Origin of the sequence: Pseudomonas sp. efr-133-TYG-103a (assembly GCF_030209235.1) — a bacterium.
GTDB lineage: Bacteria > Pseudomonadota > Gammaproteobacteria > Pseudomonadales > Pseudomonadaceae > Aquipseudomonas.
The window spans coordinates 218,307-236,356 of sequence record NZ_JARVSK010000019.1 but is presented as its reverse complement, the minus strand read 5'-3'; the positions used below and the strand labels follow the sequence as shown (position 1 = coordinate 236,356).

17 protein-coding genes and 2 pseudogenes are annotated in these 18,050 nt (G+C 61.3%); 10 read left to right on the top strand and 9 right to left on the bottom strand.

Annotated elements, in window-relative coordinates; genetic code table 11:
- Window positions 1–12: 12 nt before the first annotated feature.
- Window positions 13–843, bottom strand: a complete 831-nt coding sequence (locus QRN36_RS17470; RefSeq protein WP_285425195.1) for a class I SAM-dependent methyltransferase — start codon at window positions 841–843, stop codon at window positions 13–15.
- Between the two features lie 48 nt (window positions 844–891).
- Window positions 892–1,362, bottom strand: a complete 471-nt coding sequence (locus QRN36_RS17465; protein ID WP_285425194.1) for a GNAT family N-acetyltransferase — start codon at window positions 1,360–1,362, stop codon at window positions 892–894.
- 133 nt (window positions 1,363–1,495) lie between these two features.
- Here QRN36_RS17465 and QRN36_RS17460 point away from each other — a divergent pair, with 133 nt between their 5' ends.
- The 7 genes from QRN36_RS17460 to QRN36_RS17430 all read left to right on the top strand — a co-directional run bounded on the left by QRN36_RS17460 (window position 1,496) and on the right by QRN36_RS17430 (window position 6,846).
- Entirely contained in the window at window positions 1,496–2,437 is a 942-nt protein-coding gene (locus tag QRN36_RS17460; RefSeq protein ID WP_285425193.1) for a fatty acid desaturase, read from the top strand.
- 15 nt (window positions 2,438–2,452) lie between these two features.
- Window positions 2,453–3,232 (top strand): phosphate/phosphite/phosphonate ABC transporter substrate-binding protein, encoded by a 780-nt coding sequence (locus tag QRN36_RS17455; protein WP_285425192.1) that lies wholly within the window; start codon window positions 2,453–2,455, stop codon window positions 3,230–3,232.
- A 183-nt stretch (window positions 3,233–3,415) separates the two neighbouring features.
- Window positions 3,416–3,922 carry a sigma-70 family RNA polymerase sigma factor gene (locus tag QRN36_RS17450; RefSeq protein WP_285425191.1) on the top strand — a complete coding sequence of 169 codons (507 nt, stop codon included), beginning with the start codon at window positions 3,416–3,418 and terminating at the stop codon, window positions 3,920–3,922.
- A gap of 60 nt (window positions 3,923–3,982) precedes the next feature.
- Window positions 3,983–4,996, top strand: a complete 1,014-nt coding sequence (locus tag QRN36_RS17445) for an ABC transporter substrate-binding protein (protein ID WP_285425190.1) — start codon at window positions 3,983–3,985, stop codon at window positions 4,994–4,996.
- A gap of 164 nt (window positions 4,997–5,160) precedes the next feature.
- Window positions 5,161–5,709: a GNAT family N-acetyltransferase gene (locus tag QRN36_RS17440; protein ID WP_285425189.1), complete on the top strand. Its 549-nt coding sequence runs from the start codon at window positions 5,161–5,163 to the stop codon at window positions 5,707–5,709.
- Between the two features lie 175 nt (window positions 5,710–5,884).
- Window positions 5,885–6,349, top strand: a complete 465-nt coding sequence (locus QRN36_RS17435; protein ID WP_285425188.1) for a hypothetical protein — start codon at window positions 5,885–5,887, stop codon at window positions 6,347–6,349.
- Between the two features lie 59 nt (window positions 6,350–6,408).
- A complete protein-coding gene (locus tag QRN36_RS17430; protein WP_285425187.1) occupies window positions 6,409–6,846 on the top strand; it encodes a nucleoside deaminase in 438 nt (145 codons plus the stop codon).
- Window positions 6,847–6,967: 121 nt separating this feature from the next.
- On the opposite strand, the gene QRN36_RS17425 is transcribed toward QRN36_RS17430, so the two are convergent.
- The 6 genes and pseudogenes from QRN36_RS17425 to QRN36_RS17405 form a co-directional block, all read right to left on the bottom strand.
- Window positions 6,968–8,143, bottom strand: a complete 1,176-nt coding sequence (locus tag QRN36_RS17425; RefSeq protein WP_285425186.1) for a Bcr/CflA family efflux MFS transporter — start codon at window positions 8,141–8,143, stop codon at window positions 6,968–6,970.
- A gap of 430 nt (window positions 8,144–8,573) precedes the next feature.
- Window positions 8,574–9,008, bottom strand: a pseudogene (locus tag QRN36_RS27620) (methyl-accepting chemotaxis protein); the annotation flags it as partial.
- Window positions 9,009–9,110: 102 nt separating this feature from the next.
- Window positions 9,111–9,788: pseudogene (locus QRN36_RS27615) on the bottom strand (PAS domain-containing protein); the annotation flags it as partial.
- 569 nt (window positions 9,789–10,357) lie between these two features.
- Window positions 10,358–11,377: a diaminopimelate epimerase gene (locus tag QRN36_RS17415; protein WP_285425184.1), complete on the bottom strand. Its 1,020-nt coding sequence runs from the start codon at window positions 11,375–11,377 to the stop codon at window positions 10,358–10,360.
- A 55-nt stretch (window positions 11,378–11,432) separates the two neighbouring features.
- The gene (locus tag QRN36_RS17410) at window positions 11,433–12,035 is read right to left on the bottom strand and encodes a LysE family translocator (protein WP_285425183.1); all 603 of its coding nucleotides are present in this window, start codon (window positions 12,033–12,035) and stop codon (window positions 11,433–11,435) included.
- Between the two features lie 54 nt (window positions 12,036–12,089).
- Window positions 12,090–12,926 (bottom strand): AraC family transcriptional regulator, encoded by an 837-nt coding sequence (locus tag QRN36_RS17405; protein WP_285425182.1) that lies wholly within the window; start codon window positions 12,924–12,926, stop codon window positions 12,090–12,092.
- A gap of 303 nt (window positions 12,927–13,229) precedes the next feature.
- On the opposite strand from QRN36_RS17405, the gene QRN36_RS17400 reads away from it, so the two are divergent.
- Both QRN36_RS17400 and QRN36_RS17395 read left to right on the top strand, forming a co-directional pair.
- Window positions 13,230–13,574 carry a hypothetical protein gene (locus tag QRN36_RS17400; protein ID WP_285425181.1) on the top strand — a complete coding sequence of 115 codons (345 nt, stop codon included), beginning with the start codon at window positions 13,230–13,232 and terminating at the stop codon, window positions 13,572–13,574.
- Window positions 13,575–13,640: 66 nt separating this feature from the next.
- The gene (locus QRN36_RS17395; protein ID WP_285425225.1) at window positions 13,641–14,786 is read left to right on the top strand and encodes a PQQ-dependent sugar dehydrogenase; all 1,146 of its coding nucleotides are present in this window, start codon (window positions 13,641–13,643) and stop codon (window positions 14,784–14,786) included.
- Between the two features lie 8 nt (window positions 14,787–14,794).
- Here the strand turns inward: QRN36_RS17395 and QRN36_RS17390 are convergent, their stop codons facing one another.
- Window positions 14,795–15,433, bottom strand: coding sequence for a LysE family translocator (locus tag QRN36_RS17390; RefSeq protein ID WP_285425180.1), 639 nt, complete (start codon window positions 15,431–15,433; stop codon window positions 14,795–14,797).
- A gap of 180 nt (window positions 15,434–15,613) precedes the next feature.
- Between QRN36_RS17390 and QRN36_RS17385 the strand changes: the two genes are divergently transcribed.
- Window positions 15,614–17,788 carry a TonB-dependent siderophore receptor gene (locus tag QRN36_RS17385; RefSeq protein WP_285425179.1) on the top strand — a complete coding sequence of 725 codons (2,175 nt, stop codon included), beginning with the start codon at window positions 15,614–15,616 and terminating at the stop codon, window positions 17,786–17,788.
- Window positions 17,789–18,050 lie beyond the last annotated feature (262 nt).

Here is an 18,050-nt window from a genome sequence, read left to right as displayed (position 1 = left end):
TTCCGGGCTCACCTATTTGCCGGGCTTGATGAAGCGCAGCGTCATCCTGTCCGACTCGCCGATTGCAAGGTACCTGGCCCTGTCCTGATCGCCTTTGACCAAGGCCGGTGGCAAGGTCCAGACGCCGTCCGGGTAGTCCTTGGTGTCTTTGGGATTGGCGTTGATCTCGCTTTCCCCGGCCAGCGTGAAGCCTGCGTTTTGCGCCAGCTTGACCACGTAATCCGTAGGCAGGTAGCCGTTCTTCTCGTTGTCTTTCGCAGTCGTGCCGCTTTTCGCGCGGTGATCCACAACGCCCAGCGTGCCGCCGGGCTTGAGCACTTCATAGAAGGCCTTGAAGGTTGCCGCTTCGTTGCCGGCATCGACCCAGTTGTGCACATTGCGGAAGGTCAGGACCGTGTCTGCAGACCCCGGCTTGCCCAGGACCGGGGCGTCTGGCGCATATTCCACGACCTCGACCTTGCCGTAATGCGCGGGGTCGGCGGCGTATTTCTGCTTCAGACCATCGGCGGATTTTCTGGCGTAGTCGCTGACTGAAGGCGCGACGATTGCCGCCACGTAATGACCCTTTTCCTTAAGCAGCGGCGCCAGCAGTTCGCTGTACCAGCCGTTGCCGGGGGTGATTTCGATGACCGTCTGGTCATCGCGCAGACCGAAGAATTGCAGGGTCTGCTCGGGATGGCGGTATTGATCGCGGGCTGCGTTCTGCGGCACGCGCCAGTCGCCGGCAAGTAGCGGCGCGAACTGCGCATGGCTGATATTTGAAGCTGGCGCGGGTGTTGCGGCAGTGGCCAGCGTCGGGCCGATGAGTGCTGCCAGGGACAAAGCCAGAAGCGTGCGTTTCATGTGCATCCCGTTCGATCAGAAGTGATGGGCGAGGCTAGCACGCGGGATTCAGCGGGGAATGGCACATTTGGTTTGGTGGTCCGCACCAACGGATCTAAGGATTGCGACGTCGGGGTAAACCAGTGCGACCAGCGTCTTTGTCTGGCGATAACGGGCCAGCCGATCGGCCAGGGTCCGGGGCAGGTCTTCGGTTTCGACAAAACCCAACCGCCGGTAAAAGCCTGCGACCAGATCCGGCTCGCAGAACAACCAGACGCAGCCCTGGACGTGCGCGACGGCCGCCTTCACCAGACCTGCGCCAACGCCGCGTCCGCGCATCGATGGCGCGACGAATAACCCGGTGAGCCAGTGCCCTTCGACCATCGGCGTCAGGCACAGGCCGCCCACCACTTCGCCTGTCCTGGCGACCCAGAACTGCGCCTCGCCTTTGCTGCGCATGGAGGAACGCTGGGCACGGTAGAACTTGTCCAGCAGGGGACGTTGCAGGTCGGGCAGGGCGTGAAACCGGATCGTGGACATCTGCGTACAAGGTTGGGGACGTATTGCGCAGCGTAGCGCTCGGGGCTTCGTTCTACCGTCATAACCAATCGATCTACAAGTTTTTCCTGCGCCGATGCACATCCCTGTATCAGCCCCACTGCAGGAACCGGCAATGCCCAACTATCTGGACGACGCGCAACGCGATGAGATCGTACGCCTGCGCACGAGCTTCACTGGCCGCACGGAGTGGCCGACGTGGTTGCTGTTGATCGCTGTGTATGCCGGCTGGCCTGCGCTGATGCTGCTCAGTCCGACGCTGGGTGTGTGGCCGACCACGCTGCTGTTGATCCCGCTGCTGATCCTGTGGATGTCGCTGCAGCATGAGCTGCTTCACGGCCATCCGACTCGCCGTGCGTGGCTGAACAAAATGCTCGGTTACGCGCCCTTCGCGGTCTGGTATCCCTACACGCTGTACCGTGACACCCACCTGCAGCACCACTGCGACGAGGACCTGACCATTCCGGGCCGGGATCCGGAAAGTCGTTACCTCAGCCAGACCCGCTGGCAGCAGACTGGCGCGCCGATGCGTCTGCTGCGCTGGCTGGACAAAACGCCGCCGGGGCGTCTGGTGTTTGGCGTGCCGCTGGCGCTCTACGGCCTGATCGTCGGGGAAGCAACGCGGCTGCAGCAAGGCGAGCGACAGGCGTGGGCGATGTGGGTGACGCACGGGTTCTTTCTGGTGTTGATGTTCGGTTTCATCGAGCGTTACAGCGCGTTGTCCAGCCTGCATTACCTGGCTTTCGGCACCGTTCCAGCGCTGGCGATTTCCATGGTCCGCTCCTATTACGAGCATCGGCCCAGCGAACAACCGCAGCAGCGCACCGTGATCAACGAGGCATCATGGCCGTGGGGCTGGCTGTTTCTGAACCTCAATCTGCACCTGGTTCATCACGACTTGCCGGGGCTTTCCTGGTACCACATTCCGCAGGTCTATCGCGCCCGTCGCGAGCAGTGGCTGGCACGCAGCGGTGGTTTTCTGGTGCCCGGATATGCTGAACTGTTCCGGCGTCACAGTTTCAGTCCCATCGACAGCCCACAGCATCCTTACGTCTAGACCCGGAACTCGAACATGCCCCAGGGATTTGCCGAACTGCTGATGTATGTCGCGCCAGCGCGCGTCCATGAGGCGCAGGAAAAGTGGCTGCTGCGAGCGCTGGACATCCTCGGCGTGGAGCGTCTGGATGCGCAGGCGCTGGACTTGAAGCAGCTGTGGTTATCGCCGCAACTGCTGCTCGCGCAGACCTGCGGTTATCCACTGATGACCGCATTGCGCGGGCAGGTTCAGGTGGTCGGCCGACCGGTGTATCAACTGGCCCACAGCGCTGACGGCAACCATTGCAGCCTTTTGGTCGCGCGTGCCGACGATGCGCGTCAGACGCTTGAGGCTTTCCGCGGCAGCCATGGCCTGCTCAATTCGCGGGATTCCAATTCGGGCATGAACCTGTTCCGTCACACGCTGGCGCCGTTGCAGCAGGACGGCCGGTTCTTTGCCCAGGTTTCCTTGTCCGGCGGGCACCGCAACAGTCTGGCCCGGATCAAGGCCGGAGAGGGGGATCTTGCCGCCATTGACAGTGTGACGTTCGACTATCTGGCACGCGACCACAGTGAGGAGGTCGCTGGCATCAAGGTGATTGCCCGCACGGCGGCGGGACCGTGCCTGCCGTACATCACCCACCTGGATAACGACGGCGCTGCGATCCGCAGGGCGCTCAATCAGGCACTCCAAGCGCTGCCGGACGTCGCACGAACGCTGGCGATCAGTGAAGTGGTGCCTGCGGCCGAGGGCGATTATCAGGTCCTGCTCGATTATGAACGTGACGCCCAAAGGCAGGGCTTGAGCACGCTTTAGGCGGTTCGATCCGGTGAGCGCGACTGCCACCGCGTCGGCGCGAGCTAAGAATTTCCGCCGATTTCATTTATTTCCGATTCGTCTATAAGAAGCACTTTTAAGTCTTTTTACTGCATAACGGCACTTGTTAGCATGGCGCCACCGGCACTCCCGGGATAACAAGAACACGTCAGGGGACGTCTCATGGCTGGCGCCGATCTTACCCATCGCCAATACCTCAGCGAGTTGTTCGTGCAGCACCATGCGTGGCTGTGCGAGCGCCTGCGTCGGCTGCTGAAGTCTCGCGAATGCGCACAAGACATCGCTTCGGAAACCTTCCTGCAACTGCTCGCGTCGCCCAATGTGGTGCCGATCCGTCAGCCGCGCGCACTGCTGACAACCATCGCCCAGCGCCTGATTTATCAGCGCTGGCGCCGCGGCGATCTGGAACGCGATTATGTGCAAGGGCTGGCGCAGGAGGAACAGCAGGCGCCTTCCCCTGAGCATCTGGCGGCCGCGCTGCAGACCCTCGACCGCATCGACCGGCGCCTCAACCGTCTCCCGCTCAAGGTCAAAGCGACTTTCGTGCTCTCCCACACACAAGGCCTTACCTACCCCGAAATTGCCGTGCAACTGGGCATCTCGCAAAGCTCGGTCAGTGCTTACATGGACAAAGCTGAAACCTGTTGCCGGCGCGCTTGTCTGGAATGAAGCGTGAGCTGTGCTAAACCCAACTGGGCCTTTCCTATTCTTGAGCCACGAGAGACAACGATGACATCGATCAAACACTGGCTGGGCGGCTCGCTGCTGGCCTTGGCTGCGCTGGCGAGCTCAGCGAACGCCGCAGAAAAGACAGCGCCGATCCACTTCGGCGACATCACCTGGGAAAGTGGCAGCCTGATCACCGAGATCCTGCGCACCATCGTCGAAAAAGGTTACGGCTACCCCACCGACAAACTGCCCGGCAGTACCGTCAGCCTTGAAGCCGCGCTGGCTAAAAACGACATTCAGGTGATCGGCGAAGAGTGGGCCGGTCGCAGCCCTGCGTGGGTCAAGGCTGAATCCGAAGGCAAGGTGCACGGCCTGGGCAACATCGTCAAAGGCGCGACTGAGGGTTGGTGGGTGCCGGAGTTCGTGATCAAGGGAGACCCGGAAAAAGGCATCAAGCCGCTGGCGCCGGACCTGAAATCGGTCGCCGATCTGCCCAAGTACAAGGACGTGTTCAAGGATCCCGAATCGCCGGACAAGGGGCGTTTCCTCAACAGCCCGACCGGCTGGACCTCGGAGATCGTCAACACGCAGAAACTCAAGGCCTACAAACTCAACGACAGCTACGTCAACTTCCGCACGGGCTCGGGCGCCGCGCTGGATGCCGAAATTGCCTCCTCGATCCGTCGTGGCAAACCGGTGTTGTTCTATTACTGGTCGCCCACGCCGCTGCTTGGACGCTTCAAGCTGATCAAGCTGGAAGAGCCGCCGTTCAACGAAGCCGCCTGGAAAACCCTGTCCGATGCCAGCAATCCGAATCCGATCGGCTCCAGTTCACTCGCGGCGCATCTGGCCATCGGCGTCTCGGAGCCTTTTCACAAGCAGTATCCGGAGCTGGTGAGCTTCTTCGAAAAGGTTGACCTGCCTATCGACCAGTTGAACAAAACGCTGGGTGTCATGAGCGAGAAGCGCCAGGAACCGGATGCCGTGGCCAAGACCTTCCTCAAAGACCACCCGGAAATCTGGAAAGCCTGGGTGCCTGCCGACGTCGCGCAGAAAGTCTCGGCGGCGTTGTAAGGCCGCCAGGGTAAACGCCACAGGATTGTGCCGGGCCGTCAGTCATCGGACCCCTGACAGCCCGGTATCCCACCCCCGTGAAGGCAGGCATTCACCTCTCTGCCGCCAGTCACACGCACCAGCCTGCGCCATGCTCAAGGCTTATGCCCGCAGGATCAGCGATCATGACTCATCACGTTTTCTCCCGGCACACCGAGCGTCTGACGCTGCGTGAATTGATCCCTGACGACACGCAGGCGCTGGCGCAGATACTTGGCGACGCTGAGGTCATGCGTCATTCGGTACGCGGGGTTCTGTCGGAAAAGGCCACGGCTGAATTCATCGAGTGGTGCCGCCGTTCCTACCGCCAGTACGGTTTCGGGCCGTGGGCGGTGGTGGACAATGCCTCTTCAACCTTGGCCGGATTCTGCGGTCTGAATGCTGAGCGCGTGGATGGGGCCGACGAGGTCGAGCTTGGTTATCGGCTGGCGTCAGCGTTCTGGGGCAGAGGACTGGGCACCGAGGCGGCGCGTTGCGCGCTGCAAGCGGGTTTCGCAGGCGCCGGTGTTGATTCAGTGATCGCTATCGTCCAGCCCGCCAATGTGGCGTCCGTTCGGGTGATACAGAAAGTCGGCTTCCAAGGCTTCGTGCACAGCCAGTACCACCGTCAGGGCGTGAGGATCTATCGCATGAGCGCGCAGCAATGGTCGTCATCAAACCCGTCTTGCGCCTGAGCTGACCGATAACGCGCGCCTGGAGGACTGGCAAAGCAGGCCTCAACTGCTAGCTTCACCGAACGTGACACCGAGCCGTCAATGAGTTGATCACACTGATAAAAGTCGCCGGGGAGAGGACATGGGATATTGCAGATCGACTGCGTTGACGATTTCAAAGGGGGCGAGCGCGCTGATGCTCAGCCTGTTGCTCGCGACGGCTGCCCAGGCCAGGGCATCGGAAGCGGCGCCGGCAGCGCCCGTGCCAGACAGCGCGCTGACATTCGTCAAGGACCGCCATCTGGGAGAAAGCCTCGGCTGGCTCGGCTATCAGGTTGCGTCACGCACGGTGGCGTTCTCCACCATCGTCGAGGCGGTCGGCCGGACCAAGGCGCAGGAAATCGTGCAGGACGAGCTTCAGTACCTGCAGCCTCAGTATCAGCAGGAATGGGACCGGAATCTGGCCGCTGCCTACGCCGCGTCATTCACGCCCGAAGAGCTTCAGGCGCTGGACATCGGTGATCCGGAGCCCGAAATCGCCAATAAATTTCGCACCAAACAGCGCGATGTCGGCATGGACATGAAAGAGCGTTCCAGCGAGTTGCTCAAGGTCTATGTGTCGACTGCACTGGACAACGCGCTGAAAAAAGCCAAGCCTTGAGCCCGCCTGACCCTGCACGAGCAGGGCTGCAGATTTATTGACCATACGGGAGAGGGATCATGGACCCATTCATGCAGGCTGCGATTGACGAGGCGCAAAAGGGGCTGGCCGAGGGCGGCATTCCGATTGGTTCGGTCATCGTCCACGACGGCAAGATCATCGGACGCGGGCACAATCGCCGGGTCCAGGAAGGCAGCGCGATCAAGCACGGTGAGATGGACGCCTTCGAAAACGCCGGTCGCCAACCCGCCCAGGTCTATCGCGAGGCCACGCTGTACACCACGTTGTCACCCTGCGCGATGTGCAGCGGGGCCATCCTGCTTTACGGCATCCGCAAAATCATCGTCGGCGAGAACGAGACGTTCATGGGCGAAGAAGCGTTGCTGCGCTCGCGCGGCGTCCAGGTCGACGTCGTCCACAACCCCATCTGCATCGCGCTGATGAAGCAATTCATCGCCGACAAGCCAGAGCTGTGGAACGAAGACATCGGCGAGTAATTTCCGATATCGAACACGTCAAGGCGGCTTACCGCTGGCGATCTGCCGGGTCGCAGCGGTGAGCCCGACGCGTTGGCGTGGTGGAGAGAGTCGGGACTGCTTAGGCAGCCGGCAACCACTGCTACGATCGGTATAGCCTGCGGACAATTGCCAAGCCGATCCCACTCGACACGACAAAACCTGCAGCCAGCACCCATTCGAAATTGCCGACGGTCAAACTGACGACTGCACTGATGATTCCCCCGGTCACAAATACGGTGGTATTGAGCATGGAAGCCGCAGCACCGGCGCGCTCGCGGAAGATCTCCATCGCCCGCGACGTCGCTGCCGGGCGGGCGATCGTCGTGCCGGTGGTGCAAATGATCATCGGCAGCAGAACCGTGAGGAAGCTGCGTTCAATCGTGAGGTGCAGCACCATCAGTGTCAAACCGGCCAATCCAGTCAGCCCCAACCCGATTCGCAATTGTTGCGACTGGCTGACGAGCTTCTGCAGACGGCCGGCCGTAATCCCCCCAATGACGTACGCCGCGCCATACAACAACAGCACACACGAAAACTGAAGCTGCGAGAGCCCGAAGCCATCCAGAAAGATGACGGGTGAGATGGCGATAAAGGAGAAGTGGCAAGTAAACGCAATTGCAGAGATGAACGAAAAGCCCATGAACCGGCTATTCGTAACGATGATGTTAAATGACTTCCAGAACCGCGTCGTCGACTGCGTGGTCATTGAATCAGGCAGAACGAATGTCGCGTGAATGATTACCAGAATGGCGATCAGCGTAAACAGGTAAAAACTGCCTGCCCATCCGAAGGCGTTCTGCAGAAAGGTGCCTAATAACGGCGATGTGGAAATGAACAGGCCACTGGCTGTCGTCATCAATATCCTCACGCGTTCTCGTTCAGTGTCTTCATACATATCCTGAACCAGCGCGTTGCTCAGAACGAAACAGCCGCAACCGATCGCTTGAGCGATGCGGAACGCTATAAACGTCTCGAACTGAGTACTCTTTGCGCATCCCCACGCGCCGACGATGGAAACCGTTAGCCCGAGCATGAGCAGGCGCTTGCGCCCCAGCCTGTCGGAGAGCGGTCCAAGAAAAAACTGAGAAATCGAAAAGCCGACGGCGAAGATGCTGATCGACAGCGCTATGGTTGAAGACTGCGTGTCGAAGTGCGCTGACAGTGCGGGAAAAGAAGGCAGAATCACATCGAGGGGAAAAACCCCCAGCAAGACCATGGTCAACAGCAACACCACTGTCGATTTTTTTCTCTTTTCACCCTCTGAGATATCAAGCATCGGGCAGGCCTGCTGTTTTGAAGTGGTTGGTTAACTACAGCTAATGAGATGCCTGGCTGTTGCCGACGTTTTCAGCTTACCCGTCCGGATCTGAATGACAATAAACAGTGCTGTCGTGCGATTCTTGATATGGCGTAGGAATGATGCGGTGTTTATCGGGTGGGATTACACATCGGAAGATTTCGGCTACGAAGTGCAGGCAGAAAGCGATTTCTCTTGGGGGGACTTTGGATGATGTTGATTGTTGGTCAGATGGTAACGCGTTCGTAGATATCTGATGATTGGAACGACATTGAACTGACTCAGAAAAGCTAAATAGTGTTCAAGCAATGTAAATCAGCGTGCTTGATACAACGCCTGAGATCCCGCCATCGGCAGGCGAACCGCCGCGGTGATCGAGGACTGCTGCCTCGATCACCGCAGCCCGACGTCAATCCAGCTGCAGTGTCGAGTTGAACTGGCTGATGGCATCCACCACGTGGCGGGAGCCTTGCTGGATTTCCAGGATGACTTCTCCGGCTTCGTTGGCCAGTTCCACACCGGTGCCGGTTCGGCTGAGGCTAGATTGCATGCTTGAAACCGCGCTTTTAGCCAGTTCATTGTTCTGCCGCACCACGTCGACGATCTCAACCGTGGCTTTACTCGTTCGTGCGGCCAGGCCGCGTACTTCGTCGGCGACCACAGCGAACCCGCGACCATGCTCGCCCGCACGGGCGGCTTCAATGGCGGCGTTGAGGGCCAGCAGGTTGGTCTGATCGGCGATGCCGCGAATGGTCTGGACGATGCTGGCGATGACTTCCGACTGTTTGTTCACCGCATCGATGCTTCGCGCGGCTTCATTGAGGTCGCTGGAAATCTGCTCGATCACTTCCACAGTCTGCTGCACCACGCTCGAACCCTTTTGCGCGCTGGCGTCGTTGCGGACCGAGGTGTCATGGGCCGTGGCCGCCGCATGGCGCTGGACCGTCACTTGCTCGGTGATGTCACTGGCAAACTTGACGACTTTGTACAGCCGGCCTTTCACGTCGAACAGCGGGTTGTAGGAGGCTTCCAGATAAACCGTCTGCCCCAGCTTATTCACCCGTTCGAAGCGATGGGAATGATATTCCCCACGATTGAGTGACGCCCAGAAGGCCTTGTAGGCCGGCGACTCCACTTCAGCGCGGGTACAGAAAATGCTGTGATGCTGCCCGATGACTTCGTTCAGCGAGTAATGCATGGTCTGCAGAAAGTTCTCGTTGGCGGTAAGCACGCGGCCGTCCGGGGAAAATTCAATGATTGCCATCGAGCGTCCGATCGCATCGATCATGCTCTGGTTTTCATGCTCCTTGTGCGAGCGCGCGGTGATGTCGGACGCGATCTTGACGACGCTCTGGACTTTGCCGCCCGCATCGAAAACCGGCACATAACCCGCTTCCAGCCAGATTTCCCGGCCGGATTTGTCCAGCCGCATGAACGTCCCGCACACCGGCTCGCCCCGTGCCAGATCGCGCCAGAGCCTGGAGTATGCCTCGCTCTCATAGAACGCTTTTTCGCAAAAGATGCGGTGATGCTTGCCCACCAATTCGTCGCGTTCATAGCCCATGGCGCGGCAGAATTTCTCGTTGGCGTCGAGGATGATGCCGTCAGGCGTGAATTCGATCATCGCCATGGCCCGGCTGATAGCAGCAAGCTTGGACTGAGACTGGCTCAGCGCCGCAGTGGACATCTGCAACTCGGCTTCAACGGCCTTGCGGTGTGAATTGAACATCTGCCATGTACCTCAATAATTGCGAAATGCGGTCGGAGGACCGTCTTCCCTGAATTGGCTAACCAAAGAGTCGACCTGCGGAAAACCGCCTTGAGTCATGGCGGGATGGCATCAATGTTTGATCGAGTATGCAGAAGAGGGCTGAAACGGCCGGGCCAGAGGCCTGCGTGCTGTACGGGAGGCGTGTCGACCGGTCGTCTGATGAGCATCGAAACGATCAACGGTCGCAGAAATCGGGAGAGAAACGGAGATTCCATGTCGGCGCCTGACGTCCATAGTCGATGACTAGCTGACCTTTGGTCCGCCATTCAAACGGATGGCGGACGACAATTGCTGAAAGCATAGACAAATGCGGCGGCGATGCAATCGCGGTAGTGGCATTTTCCCATGATCCTGCGCGCAGGTTCGCACTTTGGCACAAGCGTCGTACGTCGCCGCAGCCTGCGCGGCGTTGTGGCAACGATTCAGCGTTGCAGGCGCGCGGCGCCGAACAGCTGCACTTGTGCCAAATCACCCTGTTGCTCGATCAGTCGAACGGGCGCTGTCCCGCCCGGCATCACCACTTCAACGAGCCCCGCTCTGACCCAGCCACATCGCCAGGCCGCTGAAGCCACTGCACTGGCGCTGGTGCCTGACGACGCCGTCGGACCTTCGCCCCGTTCGAACACCCTGGCGGCGATCCGGTCGGGGCCCAGCCTGGCCGCCCATTGCAGGTTGACGCCCGCCGGGCAGGGATCGCCGCTGCCGAGCGCCCCGGCGGCGAAGGCGATGCGCGTCAAGGCATCGTTCAACGGGTTTTCATGCAATTGCTCGAAACCTGGCAGCGCTTCGATGTCGGCGACCAGTGTCACGCAGTGCGGATTGCCGACCCTCACGAATACGCTGCTGTGCCACGCCGGGTGCAGGCACGCCAGTCGTTCGACCCGGCTGACCCGATGCGGGCCGAGCAGGGCGTCCGTCACGCCGTCCCCTTTTGCGCCGACGGCTTGCGGGCCGAACCCCGGGGTGCCGATGTCCAGCCAGAACCCGCTCACGCCGTTGACGACTGCAGGGACCACCTGAGTCGGCTGCGGGCTGGCGGAGTCGGCGTTGTCGTGATGAACGTGCAGGGTGAAGCTTTCGCCGGCGTTGATCAGTCCAGTGTCGGTGAGGGATTGGGCAAAGATGGTCAGGCCGTTGCCGCTGCGCTCGGCGAGGGTGCCGTCGGTGTTGACGATCAGCACGTCGAACGGCGCAACGCCCTGCAAAGGTGCAACGCTCGGGAAGGGACCTACCAGCAAGCCATCCGAGCGGTGGGCTTTGCTCCCTTCCGGACGCTGCCCCGCAGGCCAGTCGCAGATTGCGCTGATGGCCGCTGACGTCCAGTGCTGACGGGCCGACGCGGCTTGAGCGGCTGACTCCGGCACGTTGACGCCCATGGCACGCAGGGTCTCAGGGGAAATGACGGCGTAGATGTTGCCGCGTGCATCGTAGAAAGGCGCCATGTTGCGTCCTGATCGGCGTTGAAAGCAGGCATTAAAACACGCCCGCCAGTGCGCCTCACATCACCAGCGTCAGCCAGGCGGAGGCCAGCAATAACAGCGCCATGGCTTGATTGAAGCGCTTCATGCTGCGCGCCGAGCGGAACAGCTTCGCCGCGCTCACGCCCACGTAGGCCCAAACGATCAGGCATGGGACCGACACCAGAAAAAACGCCAGCGACAGCCACATCACTTGCAGCATCCGGTCAGCGCCGGTTCCGGCAAACACGCTGACCACGGCCAGTGCCATCATCCAGGTTTTCGGGTTGACCACCTGCAGGCTGGCCGCGCCCCACAGGCCGAGTTGCGGGGTGTCTTTGGTGCGATCAGGCTCGACCGCTTCAGCGGGTGCCCGGAAAATCTGCCACGCCAGCCAAGTCAGCCAGAGGATGCCGATCCACGACATCGCCGTCTGTATCGACTGATGTCGTGCCAGCAGGTCACCCAGGCCCGTGCCGACCAGCAACACCAGCAATGCCGCGCCAGCACAGCCGCCCAGCACGATCGGCAGGGTGCGCAGCATGCCGTGACGCGAGCTGTTGGTCAGCACCAGAATGTTGGTCGGGCCGGGGGTGATTGACGCGACGAAGGCGAACAGCAGAAAAGGAAGCAAGGTTTGCATGGGACCACTCGGCAGTTATTGATCATGAATCGATGATCGCTGCCGCCCGGGTCGTCAGTCTGGAAGATTTGAGCAGCGCCTGCGGTAGTCCGCCGGGGTCATGCGGTAAGCGCGCTGGAACCAGCGGCCCATGTGGCTCTGATCGGAAAAACCGAGTGCCGCTGCGACACTGACGGGGAGTTCGCCGCGCGCCAGCAAATGCCTGGCGCGGGTCAGGCGCAACTGAATCAGGTACGCGTGGGGCGCCAGGCCGAACGCCGCTTTGAATGCACGGCTCAAGCGGAAGCGGTCTACGCCAGTGGCCCGGGCCAGATCATCCAGGCCGATGTCCTGATGCAGGTGGCTGTGCAGGTAATCGCGAGCCCTTTGTGCCACCAGCGGCAGGCGCGGATCGGGCGTGATCGACGTGCGCCAGCGCAGATGGCTGGTCAGGCTCGACAGCAACTGATCCAGAGCGGTCTGGCGCACGATGCGCAGTTCGTCATGGTGCATGGCTTGGAAAGCATTGGCCGTCGCGACGGCCAGACGGCTGTCCTCGGCCAGGGTTTCGGCGAAGCTAAGGCTGGCGTTGTCCGGCGCTTCCTCGAACTGAGCGCGCAGCTCCCGATCGAGCCAGGCGGGTTCGAGGTAAAGCGTGCGATAGGTGAAGCCGCCTGCATCGGGAGCGTGGCCATCGTGGATGTCGCCGGGCTCAAGCAGGAAGACCTTGCCCGGCGTGCTGTTGTACTGCTGGCGCCGGCAATTGAATTGCTGCACGCCTTGTTCGGTGATGCCGACCAGATAACTGTCGTGCCAGTGCGGGTCGTAGGCGTGGCCCTCGAAATGCGCGCGCACGGTCTCGATGCCGGACATCGCGTCCTGCTTGAGATCGATCCAGTTGCGGTTGGACATCCGGGGCTCCTGAAGGGAACGGCTTGGCGAAACGAACTGCACGGCGCATCCGCTCGATACCCTCGCGCTGCGGGCGAATGCGTTGCTGTCGCTGCTTACCTTATCAACAGCGGACGGTCGGGTCTGGAAGATTTGTGCAGCAGCCGACCGACTGCCCATCACCCAGCGACAGACTAGTCTTGTTACAAAGCGAATCGTCCTACGCGTTGCTACGCCACCCCTGCGGCGCGAACCTACGCGCTCGATCGTCATCAAACACCGGACTCGTGACTCATTCGATCGCCCTCCCACATGAGATAACCGATGAACAGTTTCCTGCGACGTCTCGTGATGTTTTCTCTGACCGGTCTGCTTTGCGCCGGTGCCGCGCAGGCCGCTGAGCGCGGGGTGGATTCATCCCTGCAACTGGCTGCGGCCAACTACCCTGGCCGATCGAACACTACGCCGGACAATGGCGCCATCCGCCGCGCCAACCCCAACAGCCGTCAAGGCACCCAGTCGATTACGCCCGGCATGCGCGGCCCTGATTTGCGGCCAGTTCAGCCGCGGCCGCCGACCCTCGAAAACGGCGGTATCGGCAATGGCTACCCGGCGCGCCAGCCTGCGCCTGCGGCGCCTTCCACCGACGCACCGCGCCGCGTTCAATGAAAACGATGATCGTGACCGCCACTTTCGCTCCCCGCCAAAAAGGAATCGCCCATGATGCATAGCTCGTTGATCCGCAGGACCCTGATTGCCACTGTGAGTGCGTGCGCCTTGCTTGGCCTGTCGATACACGCGTCGGCAGCCACTTATCAAAGCGAGGAGGGCACATTGACCGTGGATGAAGTCGTCGGTGGATTGCAGCATCCGTGGGCCGTGGCATTTTTGCCCGGCAACGACGGCATGCTGGTGACCGAGCGCACCGGCAGCCTGCGGCGCGTGGCCCCTGACGGCAAGCTGTCAGCACCCATTTCGGGTGTGCCGAAGGTCTGGGTGCAGGGCCAGGGCGGGCTGCTGGATGTCGAGCTTTCCCCTGATTTCGTCAAAGACCGAATGGTCTACCTGACTTATGCCGAGGCCGGCAGCGATGGCAAAACCGGCGGCACCGCTGTGGGGCGCGGGCGACTGTCCGAAGACATGACCAGGCTGGAGAACTTCACGCGGATTTTCCAGCAACAGCCGAAATTGTCAGTGGGCAATCACTTCGGTTCGCGCATCGTGTTTGACCGGGACGGTTACCTGTTCATTGCCTTGGGCGAGAACAACAACCGGCCGACCGCGCAGGATCTGGACAAGCTGCAGGGCAAAATCGTGCGGCTTTACCCCGACGGCACGGTACCCAAGGACAACCCCTTCGTCGGCCAGAAGAACGTGCGCCCGGAAATCTGGAGTTACGGCCACCGCAATCAGCAAGGCGCCGCGCTCAACCCATGGAGCGGGACGCTGTGGACCAATGAACATGGGCCCATGGGCGGCGATGAAATCAACATCATCGAACGGGGCGCGAATTATGGCTGGCCGATCTCCACGTTCGGCATCGATTACACCGGCCAGCCTATTTCCGAGGCCAAAGGCAAGATTGTCGAGGGCGTGAAGAATCCGTTTCATGTGTGGGAAAAATCCCCGGCCATCAGCGGCATGGCGTTCTATGACGCCGACCGCTTCAAACAGTGGGATCACAACGTGTTCATCGGCGCGCTGTCGGCTCAGGTGTTGATCCGGCTGGAGCTCAAGGACGACAAAGTGGTGCACGAAGAGCGACTGCTCGGCGAGCTGAAGTCGCGCATTCGCGATGTGCGCCAGGGCCCGGACGGCTATCTCTACGTACTGACGGACGAGGACGACGGCAAGTTGTTGAAGGTCGGCCTGGCGCAGTAAGCGCCTGATCAGGGCTTGCGCGGCAGAAGCCCTGGTACGGCATGCATCAGCGCATTGATCGCGAAACCGATGAACATCACGCCGCACAGCCGCGTGATGGTCAGTTCGTGCCGTTGATAGACCGACCGCACGTGGCGAGCGCCGACCACGCCGACGATGATGCCGTACGCCGCGATGCCGCCCAGCGTGCTGATCAGGATCAGCAGCGGCAACATCGACCAGTTGAGCATGTCGGCGCGGCTGGAAAGCAGAGCCGTGAAGGTCGCGACGGCCACCGGGTACGCCTTCGGGTTGGTCAGACCGAACATGATGCCGTGCCAGAAAGGCTGCCGCGCCGGCGCTTTGGTCGGGTCGTCGCTGCTGCGTCCGGCGCGGAGGGCACGCCATCCGAGCCAGAACAGAAATACCCCGCTTATGAGCCCGAGCACATCGAACGCCGTCGTCCCGATCACCCTGGCGCCGATGATCGCGGCCAGCGCCGTGCTGCACCAGATCACATCGCCCAGCAAATGCCCGCACAGAAAGGCCGCCCCGGCGCGGCGCCCTCTGGACGCGCCGATGCCGAACACGGCGAGCACGCCGGGGCCTGGCGAAATGGCGTAGATGAAGCCTGAGGCGAGCACGGCCAGGAGCAGCGAGGGCGTCATAGGGGAGCGTCCATGAAGAGGTAAGCCCGGAGTGTAAAGGAGGCTGCCCTGACATTTCGAGGCGCGCGCGAGGTTTATATCGAGGTTGTAAAAATCCGGCGCAGAACGTAAAAGATGCGCCGCCGATTCGCCTGCGCGTCGTTCACCGCCGACCGCTATCAACCAGGAATTCCGCCGCCGATGAACACCCCGTCCCGACCTGTCGCAGGCTTCACGCGTCGCTTGTTGCCGCTGAGCATCGCTTTCGCATCGCCCTGGCTGGCCGCGCAGGAGGCCGAACCGCTGACGCTCGATGCGCTGAATGTGTCAGGCGAACAGGAGTCGGTTTATCAAGCTGCCAGCGCGTCGGTCGGCGGCTTCAACGAGGCGCCCTTGATCGATACACCCGCCTCGATTTCGGTGTTCAGTCAGGAAATGCTCAAGAATCAGCAGGCCAGGCTGCTCAGCGAGGTGCTGCGTAACGATGCGTCAGTGGGCGACAGCTACGCGCCGGTGGGTTACTACGAAAACTTCGTCGTCCGCGGGTTTTCTCTGAACGCCGCCAACAGCTACCGCATCAACGGCCGCAGCATCACTGGCGAGCAGAACGTGGCGCTGGAAAACAAGGAGCAGGTCGAACTGCTCAAAGGCCTGTCGGGCTTGCAGAGCGGGGTTTCCGAGCCTGCCGGCGTGGTCAATTACAAGACCAAGCGCCCGGAAGACGTGCGCTCGGTGACCGTCTCCACCAACGAACATGGCGAGCGCTACCTGGCCACGGATGTGGGTGGCTGGTTCGGCAGCGAAAAGCAGTTCGGCCTGCGCGCCAACTTTGCGCACGAAGACATTCGCTCGTATGTCGAGCATGCTGACGGCAAGCGCGATTTCGCCTCTCTGGCGTTCGACTGGAACATCAACGATCAGTCGACGCTGCAGCTGGACGTCGAGTATCAGACCAAAGAGCAGCGATCGGTGCCGGGCTATCAACTGTTGGGCGGCACCGAGCTGCCTCACGATGCCTCGCCGCGCAAGTTGCTCGGCTATCAAAGCTGGTCCAACCCGGTCGGCATCGACTCGCTGAATATGAGCGGCCGTTACGAGTACCGCTTCAACGATGACTGGAAGGCCAGCCTCAGCGCCTCGCGCAGCCGCGTGGTGATCGACGATTACAGCGCGTTCGCTTACGGCTGCTATTTCCAGAGCGACTGCCCGAGCGAACCGGTAACGGGGCATTTCACCCCAGGCGGCGGTTACGACATCTACGACTTCCGCAGCCCCGACGACACCCGACGCAATGACGAAGTCGAGGCGTCGATGAGCGGGCTGTTCAGCACGGCCTGGCTCAAGCATGAACTGACATTCGGCACCAGCGCATTCCGCCGCACTGTGGACACCCGGCCGTATTTCAGCGAATACGTGGGCTCGGGCAATATCCATGACACGCCGCAGACGTTCGATCCGTCGGACCTGTCGGTCGGGCATACCGAGCGGCGTCTGGACAGCCGTCAGTACGGCCTGTTCGCCACGGATCGCATCCATTTCGATGAGCATTGGCAGACCGTCATCGGTGGGCGGCAGGTGCGTCTCGATGAAAAGGCCTACAACGAAGACGGCAGCGACAATCGTCACACGCAGCGCTCGATTTTCCTGCCGCAGGCCGCGCTGATCTACAAACCGGTCGACAACGTTTCGTTCTACACCAGTTACAGCAAAGGCCTCTCGCTGGGCGGCACGGCGTCGGTGTTCGACAGCAACGCGGGCGAAATTCTGGCGCCGACGATCTCCCGTCAGCTCGAGGCCGGGGTCAAGTACGATTGGCGCCGGATGAGCTTCACCGCGGCGGTGTTTCAGACGCGCCAGGCGTACCAGTATTCCAGGCCCAATGATGACGGCATCAGTTCGGTGTTCGTCCAGCAGGGCCAGCAGAAGAACACCGGTCTGGAGCTGAGCGCCAACGGCTGGCTGACTTCGCAGCTGCAGATCGCCGCCAGCGTCGCGGCCATCCGCGCGCGCGTGGAAGACAGCGGCACCGCCGCATACGAAGGCCACCAGGCGATCAACGTGCCGAAAGTGCGCGGCAGCCTGTCCGCCGATTACAGCTTGCCGATTCCGGGACTCGCGCTGCTCGGCGGCATGCAGTACAGCTCCAGCAAGTACGCCAACCGGGAAGGCTCGGTGAAGGTCGACGACTATGCGGTGTTCAATGCCGGCAGCCGCTACAGCACCCGCATCGACGGCTACGACACCGTGTTCCGGCTGACCGTCGACAACCTGTTCGACAAACGCTACTGGCGCGACGTGGGCGAATACCTGGGCGACGACTACATCTTCCTCGGCGCCCCCCGCACGGCCCGCCTGTCAGCGACCGTCAGTTTCTGAGGCGGAGCGCCCGACGCTTTCCCGGCTAAAGCCGGTCCTACGAAAAGCCCGCAGCGCCCGTAGGACCGGCTTCAGCCGGGAAGGGGTCGGTTGCATCCGCTGGAGATGTGTCGGTCGGAATGACGCCTTCGCGAGCAAGCTCGCTCCTACAGGGCGTGCGTCCGAGCCACGGCCTGCTATTCCCCCGAAATTCAAGATCCGAGCTCGGCGCTTTCGCCCGCAAGCTCATTAGCGCATTCTGTCGCCTGAGCGGTGGCATTAC

Coding starts and splice junctions, on each gene's coding strand:
- QRN36_RS17405 (WP_285425182.1), bottom strand. CDS start 12,926: ATGTCCAACCGCAACTGGATCGATCTCAAGCAGGACGCGATGTCCGGC.
- QRN36_RS17470 (WP_285425195.1), bottom strand. CDS start 843: ATGAAACGCACGCTTCTGGCTTTGTCCCTGGCAGCACTCATCGGCCCG.
- QRN36_RS17390 (WP_285425180.1), bottom strand. CDS start 15,433: ATGACGCCCTCGCTGCTCCTGGCCGTGCTCGCCTCAGGCTTCATCTAC.
- QRN36_RS17440 (WP_285425189.1), top strand. CDS start 5,161: ATGACTCATCACGTTTTCTCCCGGCACACCGAGCGTCTGACGCTGCGT.
- QRN36_RS17430 (WP_285425187.1), top strand. CDS start 6,409: ATGGACCCATTCATGCAGGCTGCGATTGACGAGGCGCAAAAGGGGCTG.
- QRN36_RS17460 (WP_285425193.1), top strand. CDS start 1,496: ATGCCCAACTATCTGGACGACGCGCAACGCGATGAGATCGTACGCCTG.
- QRN36_RS17425 (WP_285425186.1), bottom strand. CDS start 8,143: ATGCTTGATATCTCAGAGGGTGAAAAGAGAAAAAAATCGACAGTGGTG.
- QRN36_RS17455 (WP_285425192.1), top strand. CDS start 2,453: ATGCCCCAGGGATTTGCCGAACTGCTGATGTATGTCGCGCCAGCGCGC.
- QRN36_RS17445 (WP_285425190.1), top strand. CDS start 3,983: ATGACATCGATCAAACACTGGCTGGGCGGCTCGCTGCTGGCCTTGGCT.
- QRN36_RS17410 (WP_285425183.1), bottom strand. CDS start 12,035: ATGCAAACCTTGCTTCCTTTTCTGCTGTTCGCCTTCGTCGCGTCAATC.
- QRN36_RS17385 (WP_285425179.1), top strand. CDS start 15,614: ATGAACACCCCGTCCCGACCTGTCGCAGGCTTCACGCGTCGCTTGTTG.
- QRN36_RS17415 (WP_285425184.1), bottom strand. CDS start 11,377: ATGGCGCCTTTCTACGATGCACGCGGCAACATCTACGCCGTCATTTCC.
- QRN36_RS17435 (WP_285425188.1), top strand. CDS start 5,885: ATGCTCAGCCTGTTGCTCGCGACGGCTGCCCAGGCCAGGGCATCGGAA.
- QRN36_RS17465 (WP_285425194.1), bottom strand. CDS start 1,362: ATGTCCACGATCCGGTTTCACGCCCTGCCCGACCTGCAACGTCCCCTG.
- QRN36_RS17400 (WP_285425181.1), top strand. CDS start 13,230: ATGAACAGTTTCCTGCGACGTCTCGTGATGTTTTCTCTGACCGGTCTG.
- QRN36_RS17450 (WP_285425191.1), top strand. CDS start 3,416: ATGGCTGGCGCCGATCTTACCCATCGCCAATACCTCAGCGAGTTGTTC.